Source organism: Leyella stercorea (genome assembly GCF_021531655.1).
This window is the reverse complement of the sequence record NZ_JADYUF010000042.1, coordinates 1-12697: the sequence shown is the minus strand read 5'-3', so window position 1 is coordinate 12697 and position 12697 is coordinate 1. Positions and strand designations below refer to the sequence as shown.

8 protein-coding genes and 3 pseudogenes are annotated in these 12697 nt (G+C 39.2%); 9 read left to right on the top strand and 2 right to left on the bottom strand.

Features of this window, described 5'->3' with window-relative positions:
- Window positions 1-244 precede the first annotated feature (244 nt).
- From I6E49_RS11260 to I6E49_RS11235, 6 genes and pseudogenes are all read left to right on the top strand, one after another.
- Window positions 245-817 carry a UpxY family transcription antiterminator gene (locus tag I6E49_RS11260; RefSeq protein ID WP_008021340.1) on the top strand — a complete coding sequence of 191 codons (573 nt, stop codon included), beginning with the start codon at window positions 245-247 and terminating at the stop codon, window positions 815-817.
- Window positions 818-914: 97 nt separating this feature from the next.
- Window positions 915-2102, top strand: a pseudogene (locus tag I6E49_RS14660) (GNAT family N-acetyltransferase).
- Between the two features lie 108 nt (window positions 2103-2210).
- Window positions 2211-3428, top strand: coding sequence for a macrolide efflux MFS transporter Mef(A) (gene mef(A) / locus I6E49_RS11245; RefSeq protein ID WP_055167363.1), 1218 nt, complete (start codon window positions 2211-2213; stop codon window positions 3426-3428).
- 353 nt (window positions 3429-3781) lie between these two features.
- The gene (locus I6E49_RS11240; RefSeq protein ID WP_235402387.1) at window positions 3782-4738 is read left to right on the top strand and encodes a 23S rRNA (adenine(2503)-C(2))-methyltransferase RlmN; all 957 of its coding nucleotides are present in this window, start codon (window positions 3782-3784) and stop codon (window positions 4736-4738) included.
- Window positions 4739-4952: 214 nt separating this feature from the next.
- Window positions 4953-5120, top strand: a pseudogene (locus I6E49_RS14655) (putative RNA methyltransferase); the annotation flags it as partial.
- 42 nt (window positions 5121-5162) lie between these two features.
- Window positions 5163-5795: a methyltransferase domain-containing protein gene (locus I6E49_RS11235; protein WP_218483782.1), complete on the top strand. Its 633-nt coding sequence runs from the start codon at window positions 5163-5165 to the stop codon at window positions 5793-5795.
- 145 nt (window positions 5796-5940) lie between these two features.
- Here I6E49_RS11235 and I6E49_RS11230 read toward each other — a convergent pair whose 3' ends face one another.
- Window positions 5941-7134: an IS110 family transposase gene (locus I6E49_RS11230; protein WP_235402385.1), complete on the bottom strand. Its 1194-nt coding sequence runs from the start codon at window positions 7132-7134 to the stop codon at window positions 5941-5943.
- A 490-nt stretch (window positions 7135-7624) separates the two neighbouring features.
- Here I6E49_RS11230 and I6E49_RS11225 point away from each other — a divergent pair, with 490 nt between their 5' ends.
- Window positions 7625-8563: a hypothetical protein gene (locus tag I6E49_RS11225; protein WP_235402383.1), complete on the top strand. Its 939-nt coding sequence runs from the start codon at window positions 7625-7627 to the stop codon at window positions 8561-8563.
- A 99-nt stretch (window positions 8564-8662) separates the two neighbouring features.
- Here the strand turns inward: I6E49_RS11225 and I6E49_RS11220 are convergent, their stop codons facing one another.
- Complete coding sequence (locus I6E49_RS11220) at window positions 8663-9952, bottom strand: IS1380-like element IS614 family transposase (RefSeq protein ID WP_235402381.1); 1290 nt, start codon at window positions 9950-9952, stop codon at window positions 8663-8665.
- 325 nt (window positions 9953-10277) lie between these two features.
- On the opposite strand from I6E49_RS11220, the gene tet(Q) reads away from it, so the two are divergent.
- Both tet(Q) and I6E49_RS11210 read left to right on the top strand, forming a co-directional pair.
- A complete protein-coding gene (tet(Q), locus tag I6E49_RS11215) occupies window positions 10278-12203 on the top strand; it encodes a tetracycline resistance ribosomal protection protein Tet(Q) (protein WP_235402379.1) in 1926 nt (641 codons plus the stop codon).
- Window positions 12203-12697: pseudogene (locus I6E49_RS11210) on the top strand (GNAT family N-acetyltransferase); the annotation flags it as partial. The gene tet(Q) and the pseudogene I6E49_RS11210, both read left to right, overlap by 1 nt.

The window sequence follows — 12697 nt, the reverse complement described above, 5'->3', positions numbered from 1 at the left end:
AGTTATTTTCATATTTTTGCATCCCGAAGAGTTTCTCTTAAAGAGAGAAACATCTTTTGCATACCTTTTCCGACCGAATTTTTATGTCGTAAAGAGGGGCTTTGCAGGGGGTGGACTCAGAAAGATGAGAATAGATGACTATTGTAGTTGAAACACATAGAAAGTTGCTGATATACAGACCGATACGCATATCGGGATGAACCATGAGTACGTTCTTTTCTCAAAAAACACATGTCAAAACAGTATGGTGAATGTATTGGACAAGGATAAGATACTGTGGTATGTCATGCGGGCCTACAAGAACGAGAATACTGCCGAAGATCGGCTCTCTAATGAAACGTATGGCTTAGAGTATTTCATACCCAAGCAGAAAGTCCTTCGCACTGTCAAGGGCAAGAAAGTCTTTTTCATGGTACCCGTCATCCATAGTCTGGTGTTTGTGCATGCAAGTCATCAGAAGATTGTTGATTTCAAACACAATTATTATTACGACCTACAGTTTGTCACATGGAAAAGTGGCGGAGAACTTGTCTATCTGACTGTACCTGATGAAGACATGACCAACTTCATCAAGGTGTGCAAGCAGGCAGATGAAGAGGTACACTTCTACAAAATCAGCGAAATCAACAAGGAAAAAGATAAAATCAACATTGAAAAAGGTAAAAGAGTAAGGGTACATGGCGGACCGTTCGACCAGGTGGAGGGCTACTTCATAAAAGTGGCAAAAAAGAGAGGTCGGCAGCTTGTCGTCATTATTCCCGACCTACTGGCGGTTTCAGCTGAGGTGAAGCCGGAATATATTCAAATCATAGACTGAGATTATGGAAACACGAATTACCCCCCCGAATTGATTGATACAGAGGGATTAGTACAGGACAGACCGACACAAACGGCCTATTAAAGTTAGATAGAGAATGAGTTTAATTTGGATTGTCAACATCCTGTCGGTATTCTTCCTGTGCGTGTTTTTCGCAGGAATCGTGATACCGCAGATTCTGCTCATCGCCTTCCGCAGGCGACTGTTCGACGAGCCGGACGAGCGGAAGATACATCAGTGTGTAGTGCCTCGCCTTGGCGGTATGGCCTTCAAGCCCGTAGTGTTCTTCTCCTTTGTCCTGCTTTTGGCGGTCAATGTCTCAACCGGACATGATGAGCTGCTTAAGGAAATAGGCGCAGAAGCGTTGCCATTGGCATACGCCTTCTGCGCCATCATCATGTTGTACCTTGTCGGCATTGCCGATGACCTTATCGGTGTGCGCTACCGTGCCAAGTTCTTTATCCAGATAGTCTGCGGCATCATGCTGGTGGCTGGCGGAGTGGAACTGTCCGACCTTCACGGAATGCTGTTCATCCATTCCATGCCGTCGTGGATTAGCATCCCTCTCACCGTTTTCGTTACGGTTTTCATCATCAATGCCATCAACCTCATCGACGGCATCGACGGACTGGCCTCTGGGCTGTGCAGCATTGCCTTCCTGTTCTACGGGATGACCTTCATCTGGTTCCACCAGTATCTCTATGCCATGCTTGCCTTCGCTACTTTGGGCGTACTCATACCATTTTATTATTACAAGGAAATATATATCGAAACCGAACGAATTATCATTTGAAATTTCAAGCAGAAGGATGCCGAAGGATTGTTGGAGTATCTTTCTAATCCTCGTGTGAATTGCTTTGCCGGAGACCGCCTTTGTTCCGAAGAGGCGGCATGGGCATATATGCAGTATTCCCCGAAAGACATGCTGCGCTATGCGGTGAGTCTGAAAAAAGATGACTTTATTATCGGTGACGTGTTCGCTTTGCGTGAGAATGAAGACACTTATAATGTGGGGTGGCATTTCAACAAACGTTTTGAAGGCAAAGGATTCGCTTGTGAAGCGGCAGCCGGATTGTTGGATTATCTTTTCCGAGAGGCGGGCGCACGGCGTATCTATGGATTTGTGGAAGATGACAATATCCGCTCCAAACGCTTATGCGAACGTCTTGGTATGCGCCGCGAAGGATGTTTCAAAGAGTTTGTGACATTCGTAAACAATCCTGACGGCTCCCCAAAATATGAAGATACCTGTGTTTTATGCCATTCTCCGCCAATTAGGGGCTAGCACCCTTTGGCGGTTAATATTGGATTTTTTTAATTTTAAAGTTGCTTAAAACGACTTGTTGTGTTAAAATATACGCTGATACAAATAAGAATTTAGGAGATAATATAAATGGAAAAATACAACAATTGGAAACTTAAGTTTTATACAATATGGGCAGGGCAGGCAGTATCATTAATCACTAGTGCCATCCTGCAAATGGCGATTATTTTTTACCTTACAGAAAAAACAGGATCTGCGATGGTCTTGTCTATGGCTTCACTTGTAGGTTTTTTACCCTATGCGGTCTTTGGACCAGCCATTGGTGTATTAGTGGATCGTCATGATAGGAAGAAGATAATGATTGGTGCTGATTTAATTATCGCAGCAGCTGGGGCCGTGCTAGCTATTGTTGCATTGTATATGGAGTTACCTATCTGGATGGTTATGGTAGTATTGTTCATCCGTAGCATTGGAACAGCTTTTCATACCCCGGCTCTCAATGCGGTTACTCCACTTTTAGTACCAGAAGAACAGCTTACGAAATGTGCAGGCTATAGTCAGTCTTTGCAGTCTATAAGCTATATTGTTAGTCCGGCGGTTGCAGCACTCTTATACTCCGTTTGGGAACTAAATGCTATTATTGCCATCGATGTATTGGGTGCTGTGATTGCATCTATTACGGTAGCAATTGTACGTATTCCTAAGCTAGGTGATCAAGTGCAAAGTTTGAAACCAAATTTCATAAGAGAAATGAAAGAAGGAATGGCTGTACTACGGCAAAATAAAGGATTATTTGCTTTATTACTCGTTGGAACATTATATATGTTTGTTTATATGCCCATAAATGCATTATATCCTTTAATCACTATGGAATATTTTAATGGTACACCGATGCATATTTCTATTACGGAGATTGCTTATGCCTCTGGTATGTTGATAGGGGGTCTATTATTAGGGTTATTTGGGAATTACCAAAAGCGAATCTTATTAATAACGGCATCAATTTTTATGATGGGGATAAGCTTAACCATTTCAGGATTACTTCCTCAAAGTGGATTTTTCATATTTGTAGTCTGCTGTGCAATAATGGGGCTTTCGGTTCCGTTTTACAGCGGTTTGCAAACAGCTCTTTTTCAGGAGAAAATTAAGCCTGAATATTTAGGACGTGTATTTTCTTTAACTGGAAGTATCATGTCTCTTGCTATGCCAATTGGGTTAATTCTTTCTGGATTCTTTGCTGATAGAATCGATGTAAATCATTGGTTTTTACTATCAGGTATTTTAATTATTTGCATTGCAATAGTTTGCCCAATGATAACTGAGATTAGAAAATTAGATGCAAAATAAAATAAAGGAGTGTGTTCGTATGATATATCTGACAAATATTTTACATAAAAATTCGATACATATATTTTTAGAGTATTTTTAGTATTTTAAGTAAAATAGATATGTAGATTATTGATTTTTTGTTTTAGAAATGTTATTATAATAATGGTAGTTTATCGTATTTTGTAATTATATTTCTCGAAAGGTATTGATGATATGAAAAATAAAAACACAATAATTATCACTGAAGAAATGATAAATTCGGACCCATACGGTTATACATATAAAGAAATTTGTGATTGCGTTGGAGAAAAAAAGCTCGATCGCTTATGCATGCCCTTTATAAGGAAAAGCCCCAAAAGAAATATCAAACAATGAGCATTAATGATATTTATAATGGCGGTGACACAAGAAAATACTCTTTCAAATTAAAGGATGGTTACTGCGTTGAAACTGTTTGCATAAAGAGAAAAACAGGTGTAACTGTATGTGTTAGTACAATGGTAGGATGTCCTGTCGGTTGTATTTTTTGTGCATCTGGAAGTAATGGATTTATAAGAAATTTAACTCCTTCCGAAATTGTGCAACAAGTAACATTACTGAAGGAAAAAGTCAACAGAATTGTATATATGGGAATGGGTGAACCATTTTTTAATTATGATAATGTAATTAAGTCAATTCATATACTAAGAGATAGAAATGGGCTTAATTTCCCCACAGATGGAATTAATATTTCGACAGTAGGTCCTTTAGAACAATTAAAAAAAATAAGAGAAGAACATCTGAAGATACAACTCACCCTCTCTCTTCATGCAACAAATCAAAGAACAAGAGATATAATTATACCTCACATGAAAGGTTATGACATAAATAAGATTGTTGAATCTGTTTTATCATATTCGGAAAGACATAACAGAAAAGTAACAATTGCTTATTTATTGATTCCTGGTCTAAATGATAAAGCAACTGATGTACGTCAATTAGGAAGATGGTTTCGTGAGAAAAATGTTTTGATAAATCTTTTGCAATATAATGATACCGCAAATTGCAATATTAACAGGCCAAACAAACAACAATTAGTTGCATTTAAATTGCGACTTGAAGCGGCTGGTTTAGAAGTAAAAATGAGAGAATCACGAGGTAATAACATCAAAGCTGCCTGCGGTCAGTTGGTTAGTAACACAAACGAGAAGAATAAGCAACACAATTCAATGGGGAAGGATTTAGGTTTTCACAATCGTTCAAAAAGCAAGAAAGAGAATCCTAAAAGCAAGCACAAAAATACATTTTCTAAAATTAAATCTCTGTCCGAGATAAGTATTGGTGAATAAAAATATTCCTATAGGTAGGATAATTATCGACAAAGAAATTTTCTCTGGAGTGGGAAAAGCAGACCAAAGTATGCTATAATGCAATAAAATAGTTATACAAACTTGAATTTGAGGAGGTGATAAGATGACAGCATATATGAGATTAAGATAATACCGCGAGTTGTGTTGCGGTACATCCGTATTACATAACTCGCTTTCGGACAAGAATGTAATAATGGAGGATGTCATGAATAAAATTATTAGATTTAATGACAGCGAAAAGCTTTTTCGTTGTCCAATATGTAAACGAAAGTTAAAGATGGTAGGCAATAGTTTGCTGTGTAGTAATAAGCATTGTTTCGATATTTCTAAATTAGGATATGTGAATTTTGCATTAAATCAAAAGCAATCTAAGCATTATAGCAGAACTTCTTTTGAAAGCAGAATGGATATTTTAGAAAAGGGATACTATTCACATATTCTTACGGAGATAACACATATATTGAGCAAGCTTGAAAACATAACAACTATTCTTGATGTCGGATGTGGTGAAGGATATTATTCTAGAAAAATCAAAGAACTATTTCAAGCAGATATAGTTGCTTTTGATATTTCAAAAGATGCCATTTCCCTTGCTTCAAAAAGAGACGGTAGTAAGTCTATAAAGTGGTTTGTGGGTGATTTGGAAAATATGCCAATTAGAGACCACTCAGTAGACTGTATACTGGACATATTTACACCAGCTAATTATTTGGAGTTCAATAGAGTTCTGACGGATAGCGGCTATATTGTAAAGGTTATTCCTGGGAATAAACATCTGATGGAGTTCAGAAACATTGCAAAAGAACATTTGAAAAATCAAGAGTATTCCAATGAGAATGTGATTAACTTATTCAAGAAGCAGTATTCTGTTATTTACCAAAAAAGAGTTTCAGAATCATATGAAATGCCGTTAGAGGATATTAAAATTTTTGCAGACATGACCCCACTGCTCTTCCATGTAGATAAAACTGAGATTGATTTCAAAAAGCTAAAAACTTTGACGATTGATGCAGAGATATTTGTGGGAAGTCTATAACGCTTGAAACTTTCAGTTTGACGGAGCAACAAATCTAGCTAATGTTTGTCAAGTCTAAATTTCGTGCTACTGTTCCTGAAAAAGGGCGCAGAAAGTTAACCCACCAGATTGCGGGCTTAAAAAATTCGTGTATAATGAAAGAGATCTACCGGTAGAGTTCCATCGCTCTTGCGTAGTAGATTCGGAGGAACTTGTTTACACCAGCCATCTTGGCGACGTTGTAGGGCTTTCCTTCCTGTTCTTTTTTGAGAATGAATTGGTATACGGGATCGTCCTGAGGTTTTGTCAGTTTAAGGGCCTGCATGACCTCAAAACAAGCTTTCCGGAGAGAAGAACTGCCACGTTTGGAGATATGGCGGTTTCTGCTCTCAAACTGTCCAGACTGGTATGGCGGTGCATCGTTGCCTGCAAAAGAGTTCAGAGCCTTGCCACTATGAAAGCGTCGTATATCTCCAATCTCAGCCAGGATAACAGGCCCTAGTCGGTCGCCGACACCGTTCATTGCGCGAAGCACCGTGTATTCAGGGATGGTTTCCGCAATGTTCTGCATCTGCGTAATGATTTCATCCGCTGCATTCTGAGCGGTTGCCAACAGACCGACGCACTGATCCTGGGCCGACCAAATGTAAGGATCTTCTCCGCGGGTAGTAATACTGTCCCGGGCCAGCTCGTAGATTTCCAATCCCTTCTTTGGGGCGTATCTGTCCGGTGTTTTCTTCATAAGTGTTGCGTAAGTAGAGAGAAATCGAGTTTTGCCAATGCGCTGAATCTCGTCAAAAGACTTATACCGCTTAATAAAGAGCAGTAAGGCACATTTTTCCGGATCTCGGCTTTTTAGTGCCAGAATTTTCGTAATACCGGGCATGGTCTGGTCCAGCATGTTAATAAGCTGCACCTTGAGAGTGGAAACAAAAGAAATCCGCTGCTGGTACTGCCTGGACAGGAATTTAAGATCCTCGTATTTCTGTTCCATAGAACTGTAGGGAACAAGCTTGTAAGACTTCTCCAGAGCAAAAGTGGCTATACGAAGAGCGTCCTTCTTATCTGTTTTTGCTTTACGAATCTCAACATCGCCGTACTTCTTCATCTGGTACGGATTGACAACGCACACCGGAAAGCCTTCTTCCTGAAGCTTTTTCAGAACAGGATAATGGTAGTGTCCGGTATACTCCAACAAAATGGTTACAGGCTCGTCAAATGCCTTTAACCGGGAAACGAGGGCATTCATTTCAGGTTGAGTATGTGCCATGTTGAATGGAGTTGCCAGGACGGTTCCACAGGAATCCAGAATGGCAACGGTGCTCTTGGATTTAGAAACATCGATTCCAACAGCAATCATGGTGATCCTCCTTTTTGAATGATATTGATCGGTTCCAGCGCTTCAAAATTCATTCAGATTGGTGCGTAAAACGGGAGCAGGATTCTGTCCCAACTAGCTAAATCGAACGCAGAATGATGAAGGGTGGCTGACACATTTAACTGCGGGCGTGGTGTCCCAATTCCAAATTCCGTCAGACCGGTCCCTTTCATCATATAAGAAAAGCGAAGGCTGTTAAACCCTCGCTTATATATTACCAATTCCAATTTGTTGAACTGAATAGCACATACTGACCGATAGGAACAAGGATGAAATATACCTTGTTCCTTTTCGTTTACCCAGGGCATTCATAGAAAATGAATAAACAGGTCAGTTATGCATACCAACACTTATCTCGGACAGAGACAAAATTAATTACAAAACAAAACACTAAATTAACCGTATTTTGTTTGTGATGCATAGGCGATCTGTTTTTTTGTCTATCAACAATTAGAGTTACAAGGAATCTATTATGGAATATAAATGTTTATCCGATTTTTTGTTTAAAGGAGAAAATAAAAATATTAATATAAGTGTGAGCAAAAATAGTCCAGTTAATGCCTCCTTAAGTTTGGATGGATACAAACATTCAATGGTTCAAATAATAGCATTAACTATTGCACTCAAAATGAAGACTGTTATTGTTAATCCACCTATAGTAAGTGATACATATGTTTTTATCGCAATAATAAATGAACTAGGTGGTACTGCAAAAATATATAACAAACGTTTGTTTATTGACGCAAGTACCATATGTAATGCCAACATTCCTTTCTTTTTAGGAAAGTGTATTCATGGTTCTATGTATTTGTGCCCGGCGCTATTAATTGCATTAGGAAAATTTGAATATTATGGTTCTGGAGGTTGTCAAATTGGTGATTCGATAGATTCACATAATAGACCATTTTCTCATATTGCTTCAGTGATTGAATGTTTTAATCACAAAATAAGTATAGAATCTAATAGAATAATAGGTAATTTTGGTGACAATAGCGATATAACCGAGTTAGATATAAAAAATTTTTCATACTCTAGCGAAGATTTGAGTGGACCGCTTGTAGGAGGGGCCACTAAAACGGCATTACTTTTATCTGTTAACAAACAAAAATTTATCATAAAAAATCCATATTTAAAAACGGATGTCTATGATATGATTGATTTTTTGCGCTTAATAGGTAAAAAAATTGACATCTCTGATAATTCTATTGTCTGCAGTGGAAATGTTATGGCTTCTTCCAATCAGTATATTGAATTTAATCTAACTCAATGCATAAGTGAAATTATAACATATTCCACGTTAGCTTTAATAAATAATACAAATTTGACATTTTTAGATTTAAACCTCAAATCCGCAAGTAATCTCAATGGCAATCTCAATTGCAGTAAAGAGCTTGAACACTATGCATCATGATAGTATGAGCGTGAATTTTGTCCGATTTGTGAACACCTTCCCCTTACCCCACAATGCGACTTGAGGCAATACGCAGATTAAAACCATAAGGAACGGACTTTATCCGAATCCAGTTTTGAAAGGTCTTGCATAAGCCTGGTTTTCTGTATAGATATTCAGCACGTATTGCCTTGCTGTCATGATCCACTTGGCAGGTACGGAGATGAAACTGAAGACAAAAGCCTTTATGCGACTCGTTTTCTTGAGCCCAAAAGCCTTGGTGTCAAGCCTGCTCATGATGGTCTTGTAGAAATTGTGTATCAATGCAGTAAGCAGAAGAAAGACAGTATTCTCCGCCATGAATGACTTGGGGAGCCTGCTCCAACCGAATCCGTTGTTCATATCATCGAATATACGCTCTTTGCCCCCACGCTTGTTGTAAAATTCGACGATGTCTCTTGTTGATGAGTCATAATCGTTGGTAAGAATGCATCTGTAGGTGTATTCACCTTCCCACAAGTCAAGCTCTCCATCCATGCGCTTTTGTCTCTGAATGACAAGACGATAGCACTTGCCTTCCCATTTCTCAACAAGAATGGAATTGAGTTCAAACTGGATGCCGTTGATTTCCTCCGTCTTCCATCCCCTCAGTGAAAACAAGTCATCGTAGAGCGAACTGCATCTGTTGGCGCGGATGTAGAAGTGCGTGCAATGCTTCTCTATCTCACTGACAATTTCCTTCGAGCACGAACCACAGTCGGCTCTGAAGCGATTCACACGGATGCTGTTGGCTTCCAGTAGGGCAAAGAATCTCTTGTGGGTCTCAGCCTGATAAAAGCGCACATTTGTGTTGCCATCGCTGTTCTCGACATAGACAATCATGTCACCGATGACATATACGCCAGGTCTGTAGCCGAGGAACTTCTTGTATGTCGGTTTTGCATCATACTTCTCTGTTTCAAGGAACTGATGGTCGAAATCAACATCGTAGGTTTCCACCTCATTCAGTTCACCAGTGGAAACCAAGGCTTTTATAAGCAAGGCGTTGAGCTTGTCTGCCGTATTGAAATCATAGGTCTTGCCCTTATCGGAAGTATATGAGATGTTTTCCTGTGTCAGTTCCTTGATGGCTCTGAGGATGGTATCAGAGCTGCATGTGCGCAAGGTCGGATGATACGAGAGATGACGCATCAGATGCGATGTTACATCCTCCACGCATGAACCGCCACAGAAGTATACGCTCATCAGAGAACGAATAATTTCGCTGTACTGGTATCCGATGATACTGCGGCATCTCTGACCAAGTGTCTGGTCGATAATAGGTGAAAGCATGGAGTCAAATTGCTCCATGATTGAAAAAATTCCTCCAAAAGGTGTGAGTTTTTCAGATTTTATTTGTACCTTTGCCATGTCTTGTTACGATTTACGCTTGTTTTGAATTGCAACACTAAGATAAGTGAAAAATCTGACATGGCAAAATCCTGGGCAACTTTTTGTTGCTCAGGAACTTATAAATAAAGTTAAATTATAGTGTTGCGGAATTAAGGAAAGTTAAAAAATCCTCCCACTTTTGTTAGATATATTTTTTTTGTGTAATTTTGTAATCGTTATGCGGCAGTAATAATATACATATTAATACGAGTTAGTAATCCTGTAGTTCTCATATGCTACGAGGAGGTATTAAAAGGTGCGTTTCGACAATGCATCTACTGTAGTATATTATTGCTTAATCCAAATGAATATTATAAATTTAGGAATTCTTGCTCACATTGATGCAGGAAAAACTTCCGTAACCGAGAATCTGCTGTTTGCCAGTGGAGCAACGGAAAAGTGCGGCCGTGTGGATAATGGTGACACCATAACGGACTCTATGGATATAGAGAAACGTAGAGGAATTACTGTCCGGGCTTCTACGACATCTATTATCTGGAATGGAGTGAAATGCAATATCATTGACACTCCGGGACACATGGATTTTATTGCGGAAGTGGAGCGGACATTCAAAATGCTTGATGGAGCAGTCCTCATCTTATCCGCAAAGGAAGGCATACAAGCGCAGACAAAGTTGCTGTTCAGTACTTTACAAAAGCTGCAAATCCCGACAATTATATTTATCAATAAGATTGACCGTGCCGGTGTGAATTTGGAGCGTTTGTATATGGATATAAAAACAAATCTGTCGCAAGATGTCCTGTTTATGCAAACTGTTGTCGATGGATCGGTTTATCCGGTTTGCTCCCAAACATATATAAAGGAAGAATACAAAGAATTTGTATGCAACCATGACGACGATATATTAGAACGATATTTGGCGGATAGCGAAATTTCACCGGCTGATTATTGGAATACGATAATCGCTCTTGTGGCAAAAGCCAAAGTCTATCCGGTGCTACATGGATCAGCAATGTTCAATATCGGTATCAATGAGTTGTTGGACGCCATTTCTTCTTTTATACTTCCTCCGGCATCAGTCTCAAACAGACTTTCAGCTTATCTCTATAAGATAGAGCATGACCCCAAAGGGCATAAAAGAAGTTTTCTTAAAATAATTGACGGAAGTCTGAGACATCGAGACGTTGTAAGAATCAACGATTCGGAAAAATTCATCAAGATTAAAAATCTAAAGACTATTTATCAGGGCAGAGAGATAAATGTTGATGAAGTGGGTGCCAATGATATCGCGATTGTAGAAGATATAGAAGATTTTCGAATCGGAGATTATTTAGGTGCTAAACCTTGTTTGATTCAAGGATTATCTCATCAGCATCCCGCTCTCAAATCCTCCGTCCGGCCAAATAAGCCCGAAGAGAGAAGCAAGGTGATATCCGCTCTGAATACATTGTGGATTGAAGACCCGTCTTTGTCCTTTTCCATAAACTCATATAGTGATGAATTGGAAATCTCGTTATATGGTTTGACCCAAAAGGAAATCATACAGACATTGCTGGAAGAACGATTTTCCGTAAAGGTCCATTTTGATGAGATCAAGACTATCTACAAAGAACGACCTATAAAAAAGGTCAATAAGATTATTCAGATCGAAGTACCACCCAACCCTTACTGGGCCACAATAGGGCTGACTCTTGAACCCTTACCGTTAGGGGCAGGGTTGCAAATCGAAAGTGACATCTCCTATGGTTATCTGAACCATTCTTTTCAAAATGCCGTTTTTGAAGGGATTCGTATGTCTTGCCAATCTGGTTTACATGGATGGGAAGTGACAGATCTGAAAGTAACTTTTACTCAAGCCGAGTATTATAGCCCGGTAAGTACACCTGCTGATTTCAGACAGCTGACCCCTTATGTCTTCAGGCTGGCTTTGCAACAGTCAGGTGTGGACATTCTCGAACCGATGCTCTGTTTTGAGTTGCAGATACCCCAAGTAGCGAGTTCCAAAGCTATTACAGATTTGCAAAAACTGATGTCTGAGATTGAAGACATCAGTTGTAATAATGAGTGGTGTCATATTAAAGGGAAAGTTCCATTAAATACAAGTAAAGACTATGCCTCAGAAGTAAGTTCGTACACTAAGGGCTTAGGCATTTTTATGGTTAAGCCATGTGGGTATCAAATAACAAAAGGCGATTATTCTGATAATATCCGCATGAACGAAAAAGATAAACTTTTATTCATGTTCCAAAAATCAATGTCATCAAAATAATGGAGCGGTCAGGAAATTTCTATAAGGCAATACAGTTGGGATATATACTTATCTCCATTCTTATCGGATGTATGGCATATAATAGCCTCTATGAATGGCAGGAGATAGAAGCATTAGAACTTGGCAATAAAAAAATAGACGAGCTCCGAAAAGAAATAAACAATATCAATATTCAAATGATAAAATTTTCTCTATTGGGTGAAACAATACTGGAATGGAACGATAAAGATATCGAGCATTACCATGCACGGCGTATGGCAATGGACAGTATGCTCTGCCGTTTCAAGGATTACAAGGAAATATATATCGAAACCGAACGAATTATCATTCGAAATTTCAAACAGAAGGATGCCGAAGGGTTGTTGGAGTATCTTTCCCATCCGCGTGTGAATTGCTTTGCCGGAGACCGCCTTTGTTCCAGAGAGGCGGCATGGGCATATATGCAGTATTCCCCGAAAGACATGCTGCGCTATGCGGTGAGTCTGAAAAAAGAT